At 43.1% G+C, this 22,267-nt stretch carries 22 protein-coding genes; 5 read left to right on the top strand and 17 right to left on the bottom strand.

All coding sequences use genetic code 11. From position 1 onward, the window contains the following. Positions 1–18 precede the first annotated feature (18 nt). Together ABLT31_RS23600 and ABLT31_RS23595 are read left to right on the top strand one after the other, a co-directional pair. Positions 19–144, top strand: a complete 126-nt coding sequence (locus ABLT31_RS23600) for a hypothetical protein (RefSeq protein WP_367756350.1) — start codon at positions 19–21, stop codon at positions 142–144. A 163-nt stretch (positions 145–307) separates the two neighbouring features. After that, the gene (locus ABLT31_RS23595; RefSeq protein ID WP_367756348.1) at positions 308–607 is read left to right on the top strand and encodes a 2Fe-2S iron-sulfur cluster binding domain-containing protein; all 300 of its coding nucleotides are present in this window, start codon (positions 308–310) and stop codon (positions 605–607) included. Positions 608–816: 209 nt separating this feature from the next. On the opposite strand, the gene ABLT31_RS23590 is transcribed toward ABLT31_RS23595, so the two are convergent. Beyond that, positions 817–2,589, bottom strand: a complete 1,773-nt coding sequence (locus tag ABLT31_RS23590; RefSeq protein ID WP_367756346.1) for a M3 family oligoendopeptidase — start codon at positions 2,587–2,589, stop codon at positions 817–819. 159 nt (positions 2,590–2,748) lie between these two features. Here ABLT31_RS23590 and fabF point away from each other — a divergent pair, with 159 nt between their 5' ends. Then, positions 2,749–3,984, top strand: coding sequence for a beta-ketoacyl-ACP synthase II (gene fabF / locus ABLT31_RS23585; protein WP_367756344.1), 1,236 nt, complete (start codon positions 2,749–2,751; stop codon positions 3,982–3,984). Positions 3,985–4,132: 148 nt separating this feature from the next. Here fabF and ABLT31_RS23580 read toward each other — a convergent pair whose 3' ends face one another. Beyond that, a complete protein-coding gene (locus ABLT31_RS23580) occupies positions 4,133–4,849 on the bottom strand; it encodes a TenA family transcriptional regulator (RefSeq protein WP_367756342.1) in 717 nt (238 codons plus the stop codon). 117 nt (positions 4,850–4,966) lie between these two features. Between ABLT31_RS23580 and ABLT31_RS23575 the strand changes: the two genes are divergently transcribed. Further along, entirely contained in the window at positions 4,967–5,611 is a 645-nt protein-coding gene (locus ABLT31_RS23575; RefSeq protein ID WP_367756340.1) for a thiamine diphosphokinase, read from the top strand. Between the two features lie 289 nt (positions 5,612–5,900). Here the strand turns inward: ABLT31_RS23575 and glgP are convergent, their stop codons facing one another. From glgP to paaX, 15 genes are all read right to left on the bottom strand, one after another. Continuing rightward, on the bottom strand, positions 5,901–8,027 hold the full coding sequence (gene glgP, locus ABLT31_RS23570) for an alpha-glucan family phosphorylase (protein WP_367756338.1): 2,127 nt from the start codon (positions 8,025–8,027) through the stop codon (positions 5,901–5,903). Between the two features lie 724 nt (positions 8,028–8,751). Further along, a complete protein-coding gene (locus ABLT31_RS23565) occupies positions 8,752–9,426 on the bottom strand; it encodes a hypothetical protein (protein ID WP_367756336.1) in 675 nt (224 codons plus the stop codon). 366 nt (positions 9,427–9,792) lie between these two features. After that, complete coding sequence (locus tag ABLT31_RS23560; RefSeq protein WP_367756334.1) at positions 9,793–10,134, bottom strand: hypothetical protein; 342 nt, start codon at positions 10,132–10,134, stop codon at positions 9,793–9,795. Between the two features lie 154 nt (positions 10,135–10,288). Further along, on the bottom strand, positions 10,289–11,734 hold the full coding sequence (locus ABLT31_RS23555) for an NAD-dependent succinate-semialdehyde dehydrogenase (RefSeq protein WP_367756332.1): 1,446 nt from the start codon (positions 11,732–11,734) through the stop codon (positions 10,289–10,291). Between the two features lie 40 nt (positions 11,735–11,774). Beyond that, a complete protein-coding gene (gene paaD / locus ABLT31_RS23550; RefSeq protein WP_367756330.1) occupies positions 11,775–12,263 on the bottom strand; it encodes a 1,2-phenylacetyl-CoA epoxidase subunit PaaD in 489 nt (162 codons plus the stop codon). Positions 12,264–12,278: 15 nt separating this feature from the next. Beyond that, positions 12,279–13,106, bottom strand: a complete 828-nt coding sequence (gene paaC, locus ABLT31_RS23545; protein ID WP_367756328.1) for a 1,2-phenylacetyl-CoA epoxidase subunit PaaC — start codon at positions 13,104–13,106, stop codon at positions 12,279–12,281. 23 nt (positions 13,107–13,129) lie between these two features. Then, entirely contained in the window at positions 13,130–13,459 is a 330-nt protein-coding gene (locus ABLT31_RS23540) for a 1,2-phenylacetyl-CoA epoxidase subunit B (protein WP_367756326.1), read from the bottom strand. A 15-nt stretch (positions 13,460–13,474) separates the two neighbouring features. Further along, entirely contained in the window at positions 13,475–14,458 is a 984-nt protein-coding gene (gene paaA / locus ABLT31_RS23535) for a 1,2-phenylacetyl-CoA epoxidase subunit PaaA (RefSeq protein ID WP_462976527.1), read from the bottom strand. A 172-nt stretch (positions 14,459–14,630) separates the two neighbouring features. Next, the gene (locus ABLT31_RS23530) at positions 14,631–15,452 is read right to left on the bottom strand and encodes a methyl-accepting chemotaxis protein (protein ID WP_367756324.1); all 822 of its coding nucleotides are present in this window, start codon (positions 15,450–15,452) and stop codon (positions 14,631–14,633) included. Between the two features lie 197 nt (positions 15,453–15,649). Then, the gene (locus ABLT31_RS23525; RefSeq protein WP_367756322.1) at positions 15,650–16,858 is read right to left on the bottom strand and encodes an ABC transporter substrate-binding protein; all 1,209 of its coding nucleotides are present in this window, start codon (positions 16,856–16,858) and stop codon (positions 15,650–15,652) included. Positions 16,859–16,918: 60 nt separating this feature from the next. Beyond that, positions 16,919–17,659 (bottom strand): ABC transporter ATP-binding protein, encoded by a 741-nt coding sequence (locus ABLT31_RS23520; RefSeq protein ID WP_367756320.1) that lies wholly within the window; start codon positions 17,657–17,659, stop codon positions 16,919–16,921. A gap of 15 nt (positions 17,660–17,674) precedes the next feature. Next, the gene (locus tag ABLT31_RS23515; protein WP_367756318.1) at positions 17,675–18,460 is read right to left on the bottom strand and encodes an ABC transporter ATP-binding protein; all 786 of its coding nucleotides are present in this window, start codon (positions 18,458–18,460) and stop codon (positions 17,675–17,677) included. Beyond that, positions 18,457–19,464 (bottom strand): branched-chain amino acid ABC transporter permease, encoded by a 1,008-nt coding sequence (locus ABLT31_RS23510; RefSeq protein ID WP_367756316.1) that lies wholly within the window; start codon positions 19,462–19,464, stop codon positions 18,457–18,459. The genes ABLT31_RS23515 and ABLT31_RS23510 overlap by 4 nt, the downstream gene beginning before the upstream one ends. Then, positions 19,464–20,342: a branched-chain amino acid ABC transporter permease gene (locus tag ABLT31_RS23505; RefSeq protein ID WP_367756314.1), complete on the bottom strand. Its 879-nt coding sequence runs from the start codon at positions 20,340–20,342 to the stop codon at positions 19,464–19,466. The genes ABLT31_RS23510 and ABLT31_RS23505 overlap by 1 nt, the downstream gene beginning before the upstream one ends. 291 nt (positions 20,343–20,633) lie before the next feature. Further along, on the bottom strand, positions 20,634–21,458 hold the full coding sequence (paaX, locus tag ABLT31_RS23500) for a phenylacetic acid degradation operon negative regulatory protein PaaX (protein ID WP_367756312.1): 825 nt from the start codon (positions 21,456–21,458) through the stop codon (positions 20,634–20,636). Positions 21,459–21,959: 501 nt separating this feature from the next. On the opposite strand from paaX, the gene ABLT31_RS23495 reads away from it, so the two are divergent. Next, positions 21,960–22,256 carry a hypothetical protein gene (locus ABLT31_RS23495; protein WP_367756310.1) on the top strand — a complete coding sequence of 99 codons (297 nt, stop codon included), beginning with the start codon at positions 21,960–21,962 and terminating at the stop codon, positions 22,254–22,256. The last annotated feature ends 11 nt before the right edge of the window (positions 22,257–22,267 follow it).

Below are 22,267 nucleotides of genomic sequence, written 5' to 3'. Positions count from 1 at the left end.
ATACTGGGATGAACTTCTATGTATTTCATTGTCTTGTTTACGGCTTCATGGATTTGGTTTTATAATAAAGCAGATAAATCACGAATCCGCGAATTATATGGCATTATGATTTATACCAGTTTTTTGGCCTTATGGACGGACTAGGCATGTTAAATCGAACCTTCATCTGGACTTTGTTTTCTATTTTCTATTGGAATGGATCACTCTGCTTACCGGCCATATTCAGCACCTAAATTGGGGGAACTTAGAACTTTCTTTTATTGCCGACAACAGCATACTTATCATGGAAAAAAGGAGAATCCCCTGCATGAAACAGCTATTCATCTCAGCATTTAACAATGAGGACAAAACATTTACAGTTGATTTTCAGCCTGGCCGGCTCCTCATAGATACGGTAAATGAACACTACACCGATCCGAAACGGGAAGGAATTCCATTTATATGCCGCAAAGGAGCTTGCCGAAGCTGCGTCGTTCATGTCCTGGATGGAGCAGAAATGCTCGTCCCTCCAACACCATTAGAACAACGGGCCCTTCAAGTGGGCAAGACAACCATCGCTGCTGGCTATCGATTGGCTTGTATGACCAAATTTAAAGAGGAAATATAATAGTTTCTAAAAGAACAGGGTCTGGTTCAAGTAATAACGGGAGAATTTCCGCTTATTTTATTTTTTTGAGAGAAAAATGGTAAAATAAGCGGATTTTCTCCTGTTAAGTCCATTAGAACAAGGATTTTTTTTTATATTTTCAAGGAAATAAAAAGGACTTTCTCCCATTATGCAAAATCTTCACCTAGCGAAAATAGATTAAGCCGCCCCTATTTTCTCAAACTAATAAATTTCTCAATATCCTTCTCAATTAACTTCAGCGAACCTCTCCAGAAGTCTGCAGAAGTCACATCCACACCCATGATTTCAGCCACGCTCTTAATGTCCATCTTCCCTGTTACGGAAAGCAAGTGATCGTATTCTTGTATAAAAGCCTTGCCACGCTTTAAATATTCTGCGTATAATCCCTTAGCAAATAAGAGACCGAAAGCGTAAGGATAATTGTAGTAATTGTAATCCGCATAGTAATAATGAGGCTTGCAAGCCCACATGTACGGATGAAGATATTCCGGATCTAACCCATCGCCATAGGCCTGCTTTTGGCTATCCAGCATAATCTGCTTTAGCTCGTTTACCGATAAGGAGCTGTTTTCCCGACGCTTAAACAACTCACTTTCAAACAAAAATCGGCTATAGATATCGACAATGACTTGTCCCGAGTCGGACAGTTCATTTTCTAAAATGACAAAAGCCTCTTCATCGCTTGCTTCTTGAATAGCTGCGTTCTTAATAATCGTTTCACAAAAGATGGAGGCCGTTTCGGCAATGGGCATTGGATAGTCGCTGTTCAGAAAACTCTCCTCATTCAAACATGCTCCATGATACCCATGTCCCAGTTCATGAGCTAAGGTCGTCACATCGGAGAAACTGCCTGTAAAATTTGCTAAGATACGGCTTTCTTTGATCGTGTGCAAGTTCGAGCAGAAGGCCCCCCCTCGCTTACCTTCCCGGGGCTCTGCATCAATCCACCCCCCTTCGAAGGCATGATCTGCATAATCCGCCAGCCTGTCACTAAACGAGCGAAAATGCTTCACAATAAATTCTCGGGCCTGTTCATAAGTAAACGTCATATCTACATCGCCCATAGGGGCAAACAAATCGTAAAAGGGAAGTCCATTCTTGTGACCTAGCAGCTCAGCCTTCTTACGGTAGAAACGCTGGAACGCTGGCAAGCTTTCCTTCATGGCCGTTAGCATGGCATTTAAGGTTTCTTCATCCATTCGAGAATCCATCAGCGTCTTCTCCAAAGGAGAGGCATAGCCGCGCATTTTTGAGGTGCTAATCACCTCTCCTTTTATTCCATTCAAGGCAGCAGCAGAGGAATCCTCAATTTTCTTATACGATTTTAGTTCAGCTTCATACGAAGTTTTTCTCCGTTGCGAATCACTCTCATAGGCCATGTTCCTGACCACGGATAGCGGCAGCTGCTTGTCTTCCCCATCAATATGGATATCTACCAATAGAGTAGATGTCAGCAGTTCTTGCAGCTTGGACCACGCGTTAGAGCCTGTATTTTTCATTCGTGCCATCAGCACTTCTTCTTTTTCACTAAGAAGGTACCGGTTTTGCTTGGCCGCTTCTGTAAGGTAATAACGGTGTTCTGTGAGCAGTGGGCTTTCAGCCAGGATGCTCTCTAAATTTTCAAAAACTCCAAGCCATTTTTGAAACATGACGGTTGGCTCCACCAGCTCGGTAACCTTTTCCTCCAGCCGTTCTGACATCTGTAAGGCGGTTTCGTTTTTGGCATCAACACTCAAGCTTAATTCGGCAAAGCTGTGCAAGCGAGTATAGAGTTGATAAAACTGGTTTAAGCGAGACAGGAAATCCTCCATCGTTTCAACAGGAGATTGCTGATTGCTGAGATTTGTTTTTGCCCAGTCCTTTAAATTCTCTATCTCAAACATGCATTTCTTAAAGTCATTCTTAAAAGAGTCGGATTCAAAGGAGGGGTATAAGGCATCGAGGCTCCAGCGCATGTCCATAGGTTACCTTCTTTCTGTTTTTATGTTGGATAATCTTTCCCTATTTTAACATAGCCAGGTTACGCAGAAAAAAGAACAGTTCTAGCCCCTCGGCGCTTGGAATGGTATGATGGAAGGTAAGATGTTTTTCGAATCATGATGGTTTTAGGAGAGTGTAACATGACAAAAAAGCGCGTTGTTGTAACCGGTGTGGGCTGTATCACACCGTTAGGACTTGATGTAGAGACCACTTGGACAAACCTCTTAGCCGGGCAAAGCGGCATCGGACCTTTAACAAGGAGAGATGCATCTAAATTTCCGGTGAAAGTCGCCGCTGAGGTAAAAGACTTTGACATTGGGTCATTTATTGATTTCAAAGAAGGCCGAAGAATGGACCGGTTTACCCAATTTGCAGTAGCTTCCTCCATTATGGCCGTGAAGGACGCTCAACTTGAAATTACTGAAGACAATGCTGAGCGTGTAGGGGTATGGATCGGATCTGGAAATGGCGGCATGGAAAGCTATGAAGAGCAATTCCGCAACTTTGAAGCGAAAGGCTATAAGCGAGTCAGTCCCTTCTTTGTACCGATGCTCATTCCTGACATGGCTTCTGGACAAGTGTCGATTGTCCTTGGTGCAAAAGGTATCAATTCCTGTACGGTAACTGCATGTGCCTCTGGCGCTAACTCCATTGGGGATGCATTTAAGGTTATTCAGCGCGGTGACGCGGATGTGATGATTACCGGCGGAAGTGAAGCTCCGATCACGGACATGGCTCTAGCCGGATTTAGCTCGATGAAGGCATTATCCTTCAATGAGGATCCGAAGACGGCCAGCCGGCCATTTGATAAGGATCGTGACGGATTTGTAATGGGAGAAGGCTGCGGTATCCTCATCCTGGAAGAGTTGGAGCACGCCCTTTCACGTGGAGCTCGCATATATGCCGAAATTATTGGATACGGGGCAACAGGTGATGCCCACCACATGACGACACCGGCGCCAGATGGCGAAGGCGGTGCACGGGCCATGCAATTAGCCCTGCGGGACGGGGAATTGCAGGTAGAGGAAGTGGATTACATCAATGCCCATGGAACCAGTACTCCCTATAATGATAAGTACGAGACAGCAGCCATCAAAACGGTATTCGGTGACCATGCGCGCAAGCTAGCCATTAGCTCGACCAAATCCATGACAGGGCATCTGCTTGGTGCTGCTGGCGCCATCGAGGCGATCTTCTCCGTGAAAGCTATCACAGAAGGTATTTTGCCTCCGACCATCAACTATCAAACGCCTGATGAGGAATGCGATTTGGATTATATTCCGAATCAAGCAAGAGTTGCGGACATTCGCGTCGTGTTAAGCAACTCCTTAGGATTTGGCGGGCATAATGTAACGCTGGCATTTAGGAAATGTTAAGGCATTCGGCTAAGGGCTGAGCTATAGTGGGAAAACCGAGACTGTCGGGTCTGGATGATAACGGGAGTTTTTCAACTATTCCAGCTCCTCCTTCCGAACGCCCACTTGATATAAATAAGGGGTCAGACCCAGTCTGACCCCTTATTTACTATACAAAGCTTTTCATCCGATCCATCAGCCCTTGGTAAAAACGAGCTTCCGATCGAGTAATATAGGCACCCGCCCGATAGATGGCCTGCAAATCCCCAGATGAAGTAAAGCGCTCAAGAACATTTTTACACAATTGGTAATGGCGCGGTTCGTGATGATCCGCATGGGCCTTCCAGAAGGTAACGTTAAGCTTTTGTTGTTGATTATAATTCGGGTGGCTTAATCCCTCCCCAATAAGTCCCATTACCTTGCCTGCAAACAGCTCGGAGCCTAAACCGATGGAAGCCATGGCTTCTAATGGAGTAGCACTGCGCAAGAACGAGATAAACGTATCCACCGCATCCACTGTTGCAGGCGAGACCGGATGATCCGGCACATATTTATCGTTCGTAGGGACGGTTGGAGCAGCAGTTACCAGAAAAGAATGATAGAGCTTGGAATGATAGGCTCTGGGATTCCCCCTGCCAGCCTCATCCCAAAGATTATCGACTAACGGCACCCACCAATCATCCTCCGGCATGACGCCAGCTATAGCAGCTCCTAATACGCGTGGAAAATTCCGGCTGTAGTAACTGTATTGCAAGGCAAACTCACTCACCTGTTCAGAGCTCCACTCCCCGGCTAACAAGGTCTTCATGAATTCCCCTTGGATAATTTCGTTTTCGACAATCTCCCAGATAGCTTGTTCTACTTGTTGGTAATTGGTAAATGACACCTTTAACTCACCTTTTCTCCATTTTTTCTTCTAGTATCATAACACAACTTTTTCCTCGCCCCTATCCCATTGTATAATTAAAAGATAAGTACTATAACCTTTTGGGGGCTACACTTCATGAATGAACCAAATCGAATTTTGCTCTTTACCGGCGGCAACTTAGGCTCCTGGGCCTTAGATCAAATAGAAAAAGGCGACAAACTCATCGGAGTCGATCGCGGCGCATTATTTTTAATTCAGCATAACTTTCAGCCATACTTGTCCTTAGGGGACTTTGATTCGGTTACTGAGGAAGAACGAGAAAAAATCCGCCTTCATTCTGGCGAATTTTCAGACTGCGACCCTATTATGAAAGATCAGACCGATACAGAAATGGCATTTGAATGGGCTTTGAAACAAGAGGCACAAGAAATCATTCTTCTTGGAGCTCTAGGAACCCGATTCGACCACTCTTTAGCGAATGTCCATTTATTGCGAAGAGGATTGGAGAAAGGAATCCCTTGCCGGATTATCGACGAAAGAAATGAGCTTCGTGTTATGGAAAAAGGTCTACAGATTAAGAAAAGTAACTTTACTCATGTTTCCCTCCTTCCCCTCAGCCTGCAAGTGACAGGTATCACTCTTACGGGCTTTCAATATCCATTGAATAAAGCTACTCTTACCATTGGCGATTCTTTAGGAGTTAGTAATGTTTTAGTGAAACCGGTTGGGCAGATTGAAATCGAATCTGGGTTGCTGCTGGTGATTCAGAGCAAAGATTAAGCGAATCATCGTGGATAGAATTCGGAGCTCACTTGCTCCGATTCTTTTTCACTATAAGCAAACAGTTTATATTTCTAAATTCAGAATCTTTTGATATTCTAAGTAATTATGGTATAATTTGTACAAGAAGGCGATATAGCTATCTACTACAAATCCATAAAGGAGAGGATTAACATGTCTTTTGCTAACTTCGACGAAATCTACATGATATGCTAAACCAGTATTTAAATAAAAATAAGCCCTAGTAGAAACTAGAGCTAAGATGGAGTGAAACCTGACTCATTTTTATCTATCCCCATTTGACCAATTCCATTTCAAAATCATGACTGAAATCCTGGCTAATAGGCAAAACTCGGATATTTGCCCCTGCTTGATTCCAATCTTCAATCGCCCCGTTAAAGCTGCCTGCATATAAATAATAACCCTGATCCAGTTCTTTAACCATTTGCAGTTCCTTACGCCATAGCCCATTTGTTCCATTATGCCCGACAGCTTCCACACGTACATCCTTATGCCAGATAGGACCTAATCTAACCTTACAATGAACGGCCGAGATGTTAAGCGAGGTTGGCGAAAGGTCTGCCTGCTGGATATCAACATGGTGCCACTGCTCACGAATAAATTTTTTGTAGGAGGCCACACGAGCTGCAACATCCAGCCCATTTTCCGTAAATCTCCTGCCTCGTATGGCTGTTGGAATGTACAACTTCCCCCAATATTCTGCGAGCATGCAACTGGTACTGAACACCGGCGTTAGCGTTTGAATCGAATCCTTCATTCTTTTTATCCAAGAAGGCTGGTCATGGTAATACATAGGCAAGATTTCTTCCTCTAGCAAGCGATACAACTCTTCACTGTCTGCTTGGTCCTGCTTTTCCAAGCTTTCATGGCTTCCGCCATCGATCGCCCAGCCATTCTCCCCATTATATCCTTCCGCCCACCACCCATCTAAGACACTAAAGTTGATGACGCCGTTTACAGCCGCTTTCTGCCCTGATGTCCCACTTGCTTCCATGGGCTTTAAAGGGGTATTTAACCAAACATCTACACCGGAAATAAGATATTTAGCCTTCGCCATATCATAGTTTTCCAAGAGGATGATCCGATTCTTAAAACGATCCTCCTGTGAAAGCTTCCAAATTTGCCGAATCAGTTCTTGCCCTGGTGCATCCGCCGGATGGGCTTTACCTGCGAACAGAAAGGCAACAGGTCGCTCCAGATGTCCTAGAATTTGCTCCAACCGCGCCATATCCCTAAATAGTAATAAAGCACGTTTATACGTAGCGAACCTGCGAGCAAAACCAATGGTTAAAGTCGTTTCCGAAATAGGCAAGTCAAGTTCCTCGATCATTTCCCTTTTGGCTTGCTGGTGGGCCTGCCAAACTTCCTCGTCAGGAATACTCTTTACTCTATCCCAAATTTTCTTCTCAGCAATCCTATTTTTCCAATCAGGGGAAAGATAACGGTCATACATCTCTGCCATTCGTTTTGATAACCAGGTTTTTGTGTGGATTCCATTTGTAATAGGAACAACAGGAATGTGCTGCTTAGGGATAGAGGGAGTCCATTGATGGAAAAGCTCTTTTGTCACTTCAGCATGAAGCTTACTTACTCCATTGACTTTGCATGCCATATTTACAGCTAACCTTGTCATATTAAACCGGTCTTCGATTCGGCCAAGTTCTAACACGTTTTCCCTTGTCGTTCCTAATTGCCAGTAGAATTCACCTAAATAACGATCCATCTGTTCAAAGGAAAAATGGTCATGCCCTGCCGGAACGGGTGTATGTGTCGTAAACACGGTCGATGCTTTAACCGCTTCTATCGCTGTTTCAAAGGGAATACCTTGCGCTGAATATTCTCGGATTCTCTCAAGGGCCATAAAAGCCGAATGTCCTTCATTCATATGCCATACGTCAGGCTCTTCTCCCACCGCACGAATACATCGTACCCCGCCAATCCCCAAAATGATTTCCTGTGCGATTCTTGTATCCGTATTTCCTCCATACAGATGGTTCGTTAATCCTTGGTCCTCCTTATCATTCCTCTCATTATGGGCATCCAATAAATACACAGGAACATGGCCTACATCGGCGCGCCAAATCTTTAAGAAAACCGTCCTTCCTGCAATCGGAACGCTAACTGCTTTAGGCTGTCCCTTTTCATCCAGTACCGGTTGAATTGGCAGATCTTCGGGCTTATGTTCAGGGTAAAACGCCTGCTGATTCCCCATCCCGTCTATTCCCTGTTGAAAATACCCTTTGCGATACAATATTCCAACTGCTATTAACGGAACACCTAGATCGTTAGCGGCCTTTACATGATCTCCCGCCAATACCCCCAATCCTCCGGAATAGATGGGTAAAGAGGTGTCTATTCCAAATTCCGCCGAAAAATAGGCGATCTTAGCTTCCATATTTTCACCTCATTGCCGTGATGTTTAAATATAGGATATGCACAAGACAGGTGGGGGTTCCTGCCTGCCAGCAACACATAGGTAAAATCAAAAATATAATTCTTCAATAGAAAAAAAATAAGGAGCCACATGTGCTCCTTAACAGAAAAATAATGGGGGATATTAGTATTATTACCCAAAAAACATTCTAATATTCTAAACAGCGTATCAGTTCGCGGCTAATCATATGGGAGGAAATAAGGTATGAGTAGACAGGTTATACTATGAGCTCAAATTCTCTCTTGTATTCTTCTGATTAACGATAACAATCGTTTTTACCTTAGAACTTCCACATCCCGGACATTTTGAGGGGGTTCGAAAAATCTTACAACAGTATTCGCAAGTATATCTCATAATAGACCTCCATCTTATATTTGGCATAACCTAATTTTAACAGAAAGCCCTTCCAAGCGTTCTGAAATCCTTCTACAAACTTTGCAGCCCATCGACAGCAAATGACAAAAAATAGTTTACTAAAAAACAAAAAAGACATAGGTATCTATGTCTCAACATATAGATTTAAAATGAATCAGAAAACCGCGTCTTTTGCTCCTCCTTTCCAAGTGATTTCAAATGCTGTTGCATTCTTGCAAGAAAAAGATACCCTAAACCTCCTCTCTTATTTAATAGCAATACCGTGACTTTTGTTCCGTATACACCTCCATTTCCATTAGTTTATCGTATTTCACCCATCCAAGAGCCTGACCGTGTTCTGGCCCACCTCCCCGCTAGGCATATAATTTACATTTGGCGACCCGCGACGATGCTTCGATCCCTTCCAAGTGGAACACTGCTTCCTTCCCATATTCCATCCGAGTTGTATACGTTTTCCCCCAAATGGGATTCTTTCTCGCTCTTCCATTCCATGTTCCACGGCTTGTTCTATGAATATAGTGCCTTTCTCTTTTCGGTATAGCGGAAAGAGAACGCCTTCCATATAAAACACAGAAATAAGATCTTGTTCTAGTTCATCCGCCGCTCTTAAATAAGCTAACTGTCTTCCTTGCACCATTTGCAATTCTTCCATTTCTGCCGCCTCCTCATTTTCTTCCATAGTTTGAATAGACACGAGACAACCTTCTGATAGATAGAACCTTAACTCTTCTCTTAATGATTGCAGGATACTCATAAAGTTCACATTCTTATATTTAAGTTCAATATTGATGAGATCAATGGGACTATCTTCTGCTATAGACTGACTATAATATAGGGTTTTCTTAACCCGCCCCAACACTTCTTTAATGCTTTTCCAAGGATTAGCCAAGTCTGTCATCACCTGATGGCAATGAGTTCTACCCTGTCCATCACAAAACATAACTTGAGTGAATACCAAACCAACTTTTACATTGAGCTTTTCCATAATTCACACTCTCCCTTAATGTTTTTTAATGATGACTGACAGTGACCTGATCCCGGGCTAGGTCATGACGTCCGTTTGCTTTGTTACCTTTATTTTACATGGCTAGGACAAGCCTGGAAAGAGGTGTAAATTGTAAGAAAATGGCTAGTTTTAAAAAAGAGTTCGACACCCTGCGAGCGATATCTACGTTCTCCTCGGCCAAAAAATAAAGCTGCCTAGCGGCAGCCTAAAAATGAAGGATAAGGAGGTCGATATTTGAAAGAAAGTAGCAGGTATATTTTTAGATTCGACGTTTTAACACGTTTTAACACTTCAGATTACACCATAACCGCATCCAAAGCGTAACCTTTTTATTCTCCCCTCCCATTACATACCTAATTTAATATAAATATGATCCTGGTCCACGCTTGTCACTTCACTGTCCAACTGGGACCAAAACCGTTTATCCAAAGCGCGGGATATACATTGGGAGCCTTTTAGTAAAGCACAAGTATGAGAAGAGCAGCTGCAAATCTCCACTTCGGACCATTCATTGGATTCATGCAGAACTTCTAGAATATTAGAGACTGTCCGTTCCCCTTGCTTATGCTGAGAAGCTAGAAAAGATTTTACCAACAACTCATGATTCTCTTGATTGATTGCCGATTGGTCTACTGTTAATAAGCAAAAATTCTCTTTTTTACAAAGTTTAACTGTCTCAGGATACATCGTCATACCTCCCTAGGTCATTAATCTGACTCTATTATATGACGAGAATATAACGGCGTATGTGATTTTTGTCATACTTTTTATGAACTTTTCCATGAAAAAAGGACAGATACTTTCAGTACCTGCCCTTCAACATCCTCATTTTTGTATTCTATTAGATTCCGAATGAAACAAACTTCGTTTCTAGGAAGCCTTCCATTGCGTAATGTCCGCCCTCACGGCCAATTCCGCTTTCCTTGAACCCGCCAAATGGTGCTTGGGTTTGGGTAGGGGATCCATCGTTGATGCCCACAATACCATACTCCAGAGCTTCAGCAATGCGGAAGCAGCGGCTGTTGTTTTGGGTATAAGCATAAGCAGCCAATCCAAATGTCGTGTCATTAGCCATTTGAATGACTTCCGCTTCATCCTTAAATGGAATCACCGGCACAACTGGACCAAACGTTTCTTCATAGCAGACTTTCATGTCAGGTGTTACATTTGTAATTACCGTTGGCTCAAGGAAGAATCCTTTTTCATATTCTCCATCTGTTAAGCGATTTCCACCAAATGCAATGTTACCGCCTTTTGCCTTAGCATCTTCAATGTGAGCCAGTACGCTGTTTAGGGCATTCTCGTCAACTAAAGGACCAATCTCTACACCCTTCACGCGTCCATCGCCAACCTTTGTATTCTTTAGGCGAGCAACAAGCTTTTCTGTGAAAGCTTCAACGATCGATTCTTGAACGTATAAGCGATTCGTACAAATACACATTTGTCCGGTGTTACGATATTTACTTTCAAATAATCCTTGAACCGCAGCGTCAATATTTGCATCATCGAATACAATGAATGGTGCATGCCCACCAAGCTCCATGCTAATGCGCTTGACTTGTTTCGCTGCTCCTTCCATAAGCTGCTTACCGATTTCTGTGGAACCTGTAAACGTAATTTTAGCTACCTTTGGATTGTCGACAATTTCTTTACCAATAGCACTAGCCTTACCTAGTACAAGGTTTACAACACCTTTAGGGAAGCCTGCTTCTTCCATCAATTCAAACATGCGAATCGCGCTTAGAGGGGTTTTCATAGCTGGCTTTACGACAACGGTACAACCTGCAGCAAGAGCTGGAGCAATTTTACGCGCCAACATATTCACTGGGAAATTCCAAGGAGTAATGGCAGCAACTACGCCAACAGGCTGTTTGATAACCATGATACGCTTATTATCTACCGTGGAAGGAATCGTCTCACCATATACGCGCTTCGCTTCTTCCGCATACCACATGAAATTGTCTGCCGCCCCAAGCGCTTCAAACTTCGCTTCCCCAAGCGGCTTGCCCATTTCTGCAGACATAATGGCAGCTAACTCATCGCGGTTTTTGCGGATTAACTCATATAGGTTATAGAGCAATTTTGATCTTTTTTGTGCTGTAAGCTGAGACCAGCCTTTAAAAGCGCCATGGGCTGCATCAATTGCTTTCGCTGTATCGACATCCGTTCCGTAGGTAACCACACCAACTGGTTCACTTGTGGCCGGGTTGATGACTTCAGTTGTTTCTCCGCTTTCTGCTAGTACCCATTCTCCGTTGATGTACATCTTTTTTACTAGATCTGACATAATGCCCTCCCATGATTGTTGTTTATATATTAAGCAGTTCCTAGACTGGTTTGATCGCTTCAAATGGATTCTTGCATGTATTGCAGTAGAAGATACTCCTGCAGGCCGTTGGTCCAAAAATATTATTCATGACCGTTTTGGGAGAATTGCAGTAGGGACATTCAATCTCCCATATTCCCTCTTGCTTGGACTCAAGGGGTGGCGGTGCAATACCGTACTCCTTGAGCTTTTCTCTGCCTTCCGCTGTGATGCGATCGGATGTCCAGATGGGATTTCGAAGGAAGATCACCTCTACTTCTTGAATCCCTTCAATTTGTGATACCTCATTGATTACGTCATTTTCCATCATATTAAGAGCCGGACAGCCAATATACGTAGGAATCATTTGAACGGTCACTTTGCTATCGGTAATCTCAATCTTTTCTACCATACCCATTTCGATTAAGCTGACAGAAGTGATTTCAGGATCTGTAACCAGCTGTAGTTTATCCCAAACTTGTTTTTCAAGGGACGCTAAAGCTTCTTGCATGGTGATCAACTCCCTTTACCAGCTTGCTTGTGGATCCAATTTGTAAACCTCGTTTAATTCATTCAATGCATCAACAAATTCTTGCGAGTGCTTTCCTTCTCTTCCTGTTGTTTCCAAAGGACCAAACTCACCTGGCCAATCTAATCCAGCGCCTTCTAACTTGGCTTGGATGCGACTGATAAACTTCGCTTTCAACGCTTCCCCTGATTCAATTAAACCAAGCTCTACCATTTGCTTTCCTTTCGGTCCTAAATCAAATAGGGAGGCTACGTCTTTCCATGTCTTCTTGATTGCTGCATTCAAACGGCGTTGAGCTTCTTCAGTACTGTTGGATAGTTGGTCAATCCATGTTTCCCAGTGATATAAATGATAGAATTGTTCTCTCTTGATCTTTTTTGCTGTATCCGCTAGTGGAGCATAGGAAGATTGCTCTAAAGAATCTAAACGAGCTTTCTTGAATACTTCATAAGCATAATTTCTGATAATGGCATATCCCCAATCGTAATCAGGGTTTTCTTTGTAATGTCCTTGACCATTCACACGCTCAGTCAAAGCTGCATTTCGATATTCTTCCGGCTTTCGAAGGTGGGCAATATCATCAGCTCTGCCAAACCCGAGCTCCTCGAGCATTTCATAGTACATAGCGGCATGGCCCATTGTATCCTGCGTGATTGAGGAAAAAGCCACGTCCTCTTCAATATGGGGAGCCAAGCCCAACCACTCCGAACCACGGTGAGCGATGATGAGATCATCATCCGCTAATTGGTAAATCAATTCTGCCAATGTGTTTAAATACTGTTGGTCTTGCTTTGCTTCCTCTGGTGTTTGATATATTTTAGTCACGGTTACTACCCCTCCCTTTTCCCCTATACGTTGGCATTCGGTGTATTTTTTTCTCTTAATTCGCGCCACTTCTTCTGAATAAATCCGTAATGTGCAGGCTGACGGTAATCTTTGTTTTCCAAACGATGCAGAGCTTGGCGGTTTTCCGGACTCATATAATGAATATGTTCTCTCTTGACTACAAAAAGGTTAGCTGGAACCTCTTCGCGGCGTAAGAAATTGTCCTGGGCCATACTTAAGGCAATTTCCGGTGTAGGAGCCAGAAGACTGAACTGGCTCTCAAATTTGGATGTCAAATCCTTTTGGCTGAATACCTCATAAACATCGTAATCTTTTATCTCTTGGTTACTCATCGATTTCACCTCTCCTTAGCTGATTTCCTCTTGCTTTTTAAGTAGGGCTTCTCTTACCCAGGCGTTCTTTTCGAAACCGATCTTTCTTAGATTTAAGCGATTCTGGGATCTAGGCCCTTGATTCTTCGCGATCACATCTCTTAGGTACGTATAATCAGCATGTGTATAGATCCATTGTTTCTTTTCTTCGTCATAATAAATATTTTCATCAGGAACCTTTAGTCCAAGCGCACGAATTTGCGGCACATATTTATCTAAGAATTCCTGTCTTAATTCTTCATTGGTTTTAAATCTGATTTTGAATTGAATATTTTGCTCCTGGTTGCTCTTCAATCCGCCATTTTCAGGTGGTCCAAAGAACATCAACAGGGCTGGCCACCAGCGGTTCAGGGCGTCTTGCATCATTTCCTTCTGCATTTCTGTTCCGTCACCAAGCTTGATGACCATATCTTCTCCGTGGTAGGCATGGAAGCGTTCTTCCAAAATGATTCGCTTCAGTGCTCGAGCATACGGTGCATAAGAAGTGTGCGCTAACATCTTCTGTGTAACAATCGCTGCTCCATCCACCAGCCAGCCGATTAAAGCGGCATCAGCCCAAGTCTTCCCATCCATATGGAAAACGTTGTGGAACTTTAAACGTCCGGAGAACAAGTCTGCCATGATGTTCTCTCTCGATTTTCCAAGAGGCGCCATGAGGTCCTCGGCAACACGAATCAGCAACTGCCCATGTCCCATCTCATCCTGAACTTTAGCCATCAAAGATAGCTTTCTTTTCAAGGTTGGAGTCTTAGGTACCCATTCCTTTTCCGGTAACGCTCCCATAATCTCACTAATTCCATGCATAGCGATCAATTTAATTAATTGGATACGATATTCTTCTGGCATCCAATCGTCTGCCTCAATTTTCTCCCCACGCTCAATCTTTGCAACAAACTCATTGTATTTCGCTTGTTCTTCTTGAGCCTTTACTGCTTCTGCTTGATCTACCATCTTTACCATTTAAAACCTCCCCTTTCATGCTTGTTTCCCGCTGCAAATCTAGTTAGCCATCGCTTAGCAATGAATTTATCGTAATACGTTTTTATAACGTTATAATAACATACCGTCATATATTCTTGTCAATAGTATCTTTCCGAATTAACTCATTGAATTTAATATTTAGTAAATTGGTCTAGTTCCCGCTCAGTTTTGCAAGACCTTTTAATTCTTCAGCCATACCATGCAGTCGCTGAATAACAGCATGCAACTCCTGGATCTGAGAAGATTGCTGCAGGGTATACTGATTTGTGTTTTCCATCTCTTGTGTAACAACTGAAATAAGCTGGCTCATTTCCTGAAGGTGACGGGATATTGACTTTGTAGAAGATGCCGTATTGTCAGAGAGCTTACGAATTTCATCCGCGACTACAGAAAAACCTCTCCCGTGAACCCCTGCACGCGCTGCTTCAATGGCCGCATTGATTCCTAGGATATTCGTCTGCGTAGAAACATGACGAATGAGTTCACTCATTTTTGAAGTTTCCTCGATCCTTTGCCGCACCATTTGCGTAGAAGAGCTTATTTCCTGGCTTGTAGAGGCCAGCTGTACGGAAGACTTGGACACTTGTTCTGTACTCAGCATAATATTTTCGACTGCCCCAGCCAGCTCCTCTGCCATCGCTTGAAGGCGATCCTCCCGATCGGTGGACACTCCTGTAGCCAAGCAGCCAAGTACCTTGCCATTTTCAAATACAGGGTAGCCAACCGCAATATACGGAACGCCATATACTTCCCGAGGAACAACCCTCAACGTTCTTTTCTTATCCTTCACAGCTGCATAATTAATGCTTCCAGGACGCAGTGGGTCCCCTACCTTAATTTTCAGATCCAAGTTGCCTCCCGGATAATAGGCTAGAAACTTTTCTGTATCGGTAACTCCAACCATGCAGTCGTAAACTAGACCCTTACTCAAAAGTGGAGCAACGGCTAGTAAGCTTTTTAAAATCCCTGACATGATGACTTGCTCCTTATTAATTGGCTTTAACGCTTCCAGAAAACTTGGCTAACGCAAAGACTAAAGTTCTGCGTTAACAAGTTTTCCTTGTGCTGTCCAGATAATATAACCAAGTTATAAATTCTGACAGTATAAAGAAAGCATTTTCTCTTTTCCAGAAAAAAAAGAGGGTCAGAGAACCCTCTTTTCAGACATAACTATTTTACAATTTGATACTTTCCATCTTTTACTTCAACAATGATCATGCTATCCTCATGCAAGCCGCTATGATCTTCTGCTGTGAACTTAAATTCTCCGGTTACCCCAACATAATTCACCTGCTGTAAGGCTTCAGGAAGCTTCGAGAAGTCCCCGTCAACGAGTTTGAGGCCCTCAACAAGAAGATTCAATCCATCATAGCCATATCCGGCAAACCCGTCTGCAGGAGCATTGTAAGACGCTTGATAGCCTTCTACGAACTTCTTGATAATAGCAGCTTGAGGGTCATTAGGATCCACTTGATCAGGAACCAGCATTTTACCTGCTACCATATATACGCCATTTGCTGCATCTCCAGCCAACTCTAAGAACTTCCCATTGGCACTTCCGTGGGAGCTAACAATAGGAATTTCTATGCCAAGCTGTTTAGCTTCCTTGGCAATAGTGGCAGGCCCAGGGTTTGTACCCGCTACATAAATGACTTGCGCACCGGATCCTTTGATCTTCGTTAACTGGGAGCTCATCGAAGGATCTTGCGTACCGTACTTTTCTTCAGCAACGATAGTTAAACCATAATCAGGGGCAAACTTTTTAAGCTGAACGGCATATCCACTTCCATAAGCGTTGCTGTCATAAAGGATGGCAACCTTATTCCAACCCTTTTCTTGCAAAAATTTATAGGAACGCTTCGTTGCATGCACATCGGTATGAGGGGTCTTATAGACACCAGGACGAACCGGATTTGTAATTTGATCCGCCGCTGCCATGGAAATCATCGTTACCTTTTGCTTATCCGCAAACTCGGCCATACCCAAAGAAGGACCACTTCCGGAAGAGCCCAGTACAGCAGCTACTTTATCAGAAGACACCAACTTCCTCATCGCTTTAACCGCTTCTGTGTTGTCCGATTTATCATCTTCAAAAATAACTTCCAATGGACGTCCGTTTACGCCGCCAGCATCGTTAATCTCTTTAAGCAAGAGCTCTACGGCTTGCTTTTCAGGTACACCAAGCGGACTGTTTGGACCAGTCATGGAGAAAATCGCACCCACTTTAATAGGATCCTTTGATACTGCAGGTGCTTCGGTATTGCTATTAGACGATACAGGCTCCGCTGGTTGGCTGCTGCCACCCCCGGAACAAGCCGTCATCAACATTAAGGAAGCAGTCATAATAGGCAAAAGACTTTTTCTGATCAGCTTTTTCATTTTTGAATAAACCCCCTAATATTTTTTTGAATATAAATCTATGTTATCTTGCAATAACACCTAGGCATGGGCCTTTCCTAAATAAGCCGACTGCACGCGCGGATCCTTCAGAACCTCGGCCGCGTTTCCTTCCATGGCAATTTTACCTGTATTTAAGACATAAGCACGGTCAGAGATGGCGAGGGCAGCTCTAGCATTTTGCTCTACTAGCAGTACAGTAGTTCCCCACTCAGAACGAATCTCTTGAACAATTTGCAAGATTTCCTTTCCTATTAAAGGGGCCAGGCCTAAAGAAGGCTCGTCTAATAAAAGCAATTTCGGCCGGGATAAAAGAGCTCGACCCATCGCAAGCATCTGCTGCTGGCCTCCAGATAGCGTTCCTCCCATCTGCCATCTGCGCTCAGAAAGAATAGGAAATCGCTGATAAATCGTATCCATTTCTTTAAGGATTTCCCTTTTGCTTACCTTAGGCATCCGATGGGAGGCCCCAAGCCATAAGTTATCTTCCACGGATAGAGTGGAAAAGATCTGTCTTCTCTCTGGTACATGTGCCATGCCTAGAGAAACCACTTTCTCTGCCGGAACTGAACTAATCACCTGCCCATTCAATTCCACACGGCCTTCTTTAGCCCCGTGTAATCCGCAAATGCAATTCAGAAGCGTCGTTTTTCCCGCTCCGTTGGACCCAAGAAGAGAGACGATCTCCCCTTCTTTTACATTCATGTTGACACCATGAAGAACTTGAACCGGGCCATATCGGGCAGTAATGTTTTCGACTTGTAAAATGGTCTTTGCTGCCATGTGAACACCCCCTTGTTACGCGGTCTCAGCCGCTTCATCTTCCTGTCCTAAATAGGCCGCGATAACCTTCGGATCCTCCTGAATCTCGGAAGGCAAGCCCTCCGCGATCTTTCCTCCCTGGTCTAGCACGACAATTCGATCCGCTACATTCATGATCATATCCATGTCATGTTCAACTAATAGAATAGCCGTTCCCTGTTTTCGGATATGCCTAAACATTTCTGTCATTTCTAGCGTTTCCGAGTGATTGAGACCAGCTGCCGGTTCATCCAACAGCAACAATTTAGGATTCGTTGCCAGGGCACGGGCAATCTCCATTAAGCGAAGCTTTCCATAGGATAGACTACCCGCCTGAAGATGACCTAACGTTGGGATGCCAACCAGCTTAAGCAGCTCATAAGCACGGTCAAACATTGAACTCTCTTCTTTCCTTGCAAAGCCTAACTTCAGACCGCATGCCAGTAGACCTGATTTCGTATTCGAATGAAAGCCTACCATGACATTTTCTAAAACGGTCATATCATCAAACGTTTGCAGGTTCTGAAAGGTACGGGCTATTCCTAAACTAGGGTATTCGTATCCTTTTACCCTAGACAATCTTTGCTTTTGGAAATAGATTTCTCCTTGTGTCGGCTGAAGCACCCCAGAAACCATATTCAAGACGGTGCTTTTCCCTGCTCCATTCGGTCCTATCAAGGCTACGATCTCTCCAGGCTTTACATCAAAAGAAACGTTGTTGACAGCACGAACTCCACCAAAGTCCATTGTGATTTGCTGTACTTCTAGTAGTTTTTCCGTCATGCCACCGTCTCCCTTTCCTTTTTCTTTTCAGGATACTCTGACTTTTTCACTTGATACTTTAGATAGGTTGTGCGGATCCGCGGAACGAGTCCCTCGGGCATAAACATAACAATGAGAACAAGGATTGCACCGAACACAATGGTATCGATATCTCCCTTTAATCCAGGAATAGCATGGCTAGCCATTACAAGGCCTTCACTGATAAATTCAATGATCACCGTACCGACCAAAGCTCCCCAAATACTTGTCATTCCCCCGATAACGACCATCGTAATAAATACGATCGACTCATGCATCCCAAAAGGCTGTGGATCCAAAATTCCGATATAATGCGCATATAATCCACCAGATATTCCGGCAAACATGCCACTTACTACAAAGGCACTCAACTTAAACTGACGTACATCAATCCCCATGGATGTAGCCGCTATTTCACTCTTATGAATTGCGCGGTAAGCACGCCCTACACGGGAGTTTAAGATATTTAAAGAAAACAGGAGAACTAGCGTAACAAATCCCCATACCAGATAGTACATTCCCACTTCCGATTCACCAAAAAAGCCAATTGTAGGAATGCCGATAATTCCATTTGATCCTCCTGTTACCGGCTCCCATTCCTTAATTCCAATCTGGACAATATAACCAAAAGCTAGAGTTGCCATTGCTAGATAATAACCCTGCAGCCCTGCTATAGCCCGCGCCAGCAGATAGGCAAATAATCCCGGGACAAGAGCAGCTGCTATTAATCCCAATACGGGTGGAATGCCGTAATTGGTTGTCAAGACAGCGGAGGTATAAGCACCTAACCCCCAAAATGCCGCTTGCCCAAGCGAGATTTGACCAGCGAGACCCATAACTAAACATAAACCAATGGTTACGATGGCATGCAGCCCAATAATCACTCCAACAGATTGATAGTAGCTATCACTGATAATTAGCGGAAATAAGATAACAATTAATAGATATACCAATATACCTTTTGGGAATTTTTTATCTCTTTTCATTACAGGCCTCCCTTTCCAACGCTACGTTCTCCAAAGAGCCCAGTTGGTTTGATCAGTAATACCGCAATTAGAATTAAGAAGGCTATAGCATCTTTCAGACCAGAGCTCACATATCCTGCTCCCATTGATTCCAATAAACCAAGCAGGAAACCAGCTGCCGTTGCTCCAAGTGGATTTCCCAAGCCGCCCAGAATAGCTGCAGCGAAACCCTTGACGCCTAGTAGAACTCCTACGTCATACGCAGTAACACTTAGTGGTGCTATAACGATTCCTGCTACAGCTCCAGTTGCAGCGCTTATAGCAAAGGATAGCATCGTCATTTTAGAAGGACTAATCCCCATTAATTTAGCTGCTAAAGGATTGACAGAACATGCGCTAATCTTTTTCCCTAACATGGTTTTATCCATTAAATACCACAAAGCAAGTAGAATAAGTAACACAGATACAATAACCCAAATACTTTGCTGAGCTACGTTCACTCCGCCAATGGAAACAGGGTTATTGCTTGTAAGTGGCTCTAATGCGAAGGGATCCTTCCCCCAGAAGAAACTAGCCAACCCGCGGATTAATATCGACAATCCAATCGTTAAGATAATCAAACTGATCGGATTTGCATTTTTGGCATTTGCAATAATTCCTTTTTGAATTAAAATCCCAATTCCTGTAACAATTAAAACGGATAAAATAAATGCCCCAGCATACGGGATTTTCATACTAATAAAGGTAACCGTTAACATTCCCCCAAGCATTAAAAATTCCCCTTGAGCCATATTGATTACCTTACTAACGTTATAGATGGTTATAAACCCCACTGCGACAATCGCATAAATACCACCTGAAACTAAACCGTTTGCAATGTACTGTAGCAACTCCGTCACTTTTGTTCCCCCCTCTAGTTACAATCTCCTAGTACTCCCACCGGATTAAACCATTTGAATACGGTTTCATTCTTTGTATAAAAAACCTTTCCTCTCCCTCCAACTCGTAAATGAAGCTTTTTTTCTGGATGGAAAAGTTTCGTTTTCCTAAGAGATAAAGAAACTTAACTTTCCCAGAAGCATAAAAAGATTCCTCTAAATGTGGTCTGGCTAACGTGTAATGCTTCAATAAAGCTTTTTTTATAGCAAGACCCTATTCATAAAGCATAGGGTCTAACATATACTTGTGGACTAGACTGGTATCGGTTCATAAGCCTCTTCGAAGAACCGAACAGCTCCCGGATTAAGCAGATTATAGTAATGCTTAAATAGATCGTCAGCCTCTTTTCCAAACCAGACAGAGGGTAGTAACTCCTCCGGAAGATCAGGATCAATAAACAAAAACTTTCTGTAGTGATGGACGAGTTTAGTTTTCTCTACAAAACAATGACTGTCTGGAATCTCTTGATTCTTCTCCAATTGCTGCAAATGCTCCTTATACTGTGGCTCATACAGCTGTATGAACTCTTTATAAGCCTCATTAATCTGGTCTAAGTTCCAGCACTTCTCCACTAACTGGTGAGCTTCGCTCCATCCTATGTGAGCGGCTGAAAAGATTTCCACATAATCATTGATTTCATATGCTTGAGTAATATCCTTCAGCCGATCTACCAAGTCATTTGGAGAAATCCATGTGCTATTCGTCAACATACCGAATCCTAAGAAACTGAGCTCTTTGCGAAGCTGGTCTCTTAGCTTCCGATGGTCCTCCGGAATGTTATAGCTGGCTATACACCACTTCCCATCCCATCCCTGATTGTCCACCTTATAAATACGTTCTGCCGCTTCATCCATCCTTCTCTTACCGCGTTCAGACATGGAATAATAGCTGCGATTCCCCATTTTTTTTGAGTCTAGCCAACCCTGTCTTAGCATTCGGGAGATAGCCGCTCTAACCGCTTGCTCTGTCATACCGAACTCGCCCATCAGCTTCGTTAAGCTACCGACCCATATTTCGCTCCCATAATGCCTTACATATTCTCCGTATATCGTAAATAGCAGCGATTGGGGCTTCATTGTATCAACTCCTTCATAAATTTCTTTCCTATTATGCACCAATATCCCAAAGGCAACAAAGCCTTCCAATCCGCCTAATTATATGACGTAAAATTCATATAACGTATTATTAACGTTATTATATTAAATACAGCATATGTCGTCAATCCATTTTGAGAATCTTTTATGAAATCATCTTTTTTTTTAAAGTCTTCCTTTTAGAACATTTTGTGACGAACATTATCATTCCTTGCTTCTTCTTTCCAGGTGGTATACAATGGATTTAAATAGTATGATGGTTTTTTTACGAAATCGTTTTCAAACGTCATATAATTTCAGCAAGCTCTATAGATTAATTAATATAGATCAAAGGATAAATTAAAAAAAGCTTCATTGAAGGACCTCAGGGTAGCTAGACCACCTTTAGAGGAAGCTTTTTATGCGGAATAAGAATGATACCCCGAGAAGTTTATACTTTCTTATTCCGTAAGATAACCATTTCATGGAAAGGTGATGATAAACATGAAGGCTATTGCTAATCAACAGGAGCGAAGAGAACTTGCGATACGATATGAGGAGACCTATCCCTATGAAGACTACATTATTAATGTAAGCAGCTGTACAACCACCAATTGTGAACTGGTCACTTGGCAGTTTCCGAATCATGAGTTCGTCCAACTGATTTTCTTTACTCCAACCAATGCAGAAATCTTCTCTGTGTCGCCAGCCCTCGTATTCCCTGAAGAAGGGGAGGATGGACAGTTTTTCACTAAAGGCGAAATCAGCTTGTTCTTAACCCGTGTAAAGAAAAACCGATAATTTGCACTCTA

This window comes from Ammoniphilus soli (genome assembly GCF_040813775.1).
The sequence above is the reverse complement of the archived record's forward strand: the minus strand, read 5'-3'. Positions and strand labels throughout refer to the sequence as shown.

What these genes read in the sequence shown, in the direction of transcription:
- ABLT31_RS23600 (WP_367756350.1), top strand. Translation starts at nt 19, where the DNA reads ATGTATTTCATTGTCTTGTTTACGGCTTCATGGATTTGGTTTTATAAT.
- ABLT31_RS23595 (WP_367756348.1), top strand. Translation starts at nt 308, where the DNA reads ATGAAACAGCTATTCATCTCAGCATTTAACAATGAGGACAAAACATTT.
- ABLT31_RS23590 (WP_367756346.1), bottom strand. Translation starts at nt 2,589, where the DNA reads ATGGACATGCGCTGGAGCCTCGATGCCTTATACCCCTCCTTTGAATCC.
- fabF (WP_367756344.1), top strand. Translation starts at nt 2,749, where the DNA reads ATGACAAAAAAGCGCGTTGTTGTAACCGGTGTGGGCTGTATCACACCG.
- ABLT31_RS23575 (WP_367756340.1), top strand. Translation starts at nt 4,967, where the DNA reads ATGAATGAACCAAATCGAATTTTGCTCTTTACCGGCGGCAACTTAGGC.
- glgP (WP_367756338.1), bottom strand. Translation starts at nt 8,027, where the DNA reads ATGGAAGCTAAGATCGCCTATTTTTCGGCGGAATTTGGAATAGACACC.
- ABLT31_RS23565 (WP_367756336.1), bottom strand. Translation starts at nt 9,426, where the DNA reads ATGGAAAAGCTCAATGTAAAAGTTGGTTTGGTATTCACTCAAGTTATG.
- ABLT31_RS23560 (WP_367756334.1), bottom strand. Translation starts at nt 10,134, where the DNA reads ATGTATCCTGAGACAGTTAAACTTTGTAAAAAAGAGAATTTTTGCTTA.
- ABLT31_RS23555 (WP_367756332.1), bottom strand. Translation starts at nt 11,734, where the DNA reads ATGTCAGATCTAGTAAAAAAGATGTACATCAACGGAGAATGGGTACTA.
- paaD (WP_367756330.1), bottom strand. Translation starts at nt 12,263, where the DNA reads ATGCAAGAAGCTTTAGCGTCCCTTGAAAAACAAGTTTGGGATAAACTA.
- ABLT31_RS23540 (WP_367756326.1), bottom strand. Translation starts at nt 13,459, where the DNA reads ATGAGTAACCAAGAGATAAAAGATTACGATGTTTATGAGGTATTCAGC.
- paaA (WP_462976527.1), bottom strand. Translation starts at nt 14,458, where the DNA reads ATGGTAAAGATGGTAGATCAAGCAGAAGCAGTAAAGGCTCAAGAAGAA.
- ABLT31_RS23530 (WP_367756324.1), bottom strand. Translation starts at nt 15,452, where the DNA reads ATGTCAGGGATTTTAAAAAGCTTACTAGCCGTTGCTCCACTTTTGAGT.
- ABLT31_RS23525 (WP_367756322.1), bottom strand. Translation starts at nt 16,858, where the DNA reads ATGAAAAAGCTGATCAGAAAAAGTCTTTTGCCTATTATGACTGCTTCC.
- ABLT31_RS23520 (WP_367756320.1), bottom strand. Translation starts at nt 17,659, where the DNA reads ATGGCAGCAAAGACCATTTTACAAGTCGAAAACATTACTGCCCGATAT.
- ABLT31_RS23515 (WP_367756318.1), bottom strand. Translation starts at nt 18,460, where the DNA reads ATGACGGAAAAACTACTAGAAGTACAGCAAATCACAATGGACTTTGGT.
- ABLT31_RS23510 (WP_367756316.1), bottom strand. Translation starts at nt 19,464, where the DNA reads ATGAAAAGAGATAAAAAATTCCCAAAAGGTATATTGGTATATCTATTA.
- paaX (WP_367756312.1), bottom strand. Translation starts at nt 21,458, where the DNA reads ATGAAGCCCCAATCGCTGCTATTTACGATATACGGAGAATATGTAAGG.
- ABLT31_RS23495 (WP_367756310.1), top strand. Translation starts at nt 21,960, where the DNA reads ATGAAGGCTATTGCTAATCAACAGGAGCGAAGAGAACTTGCGATACGA.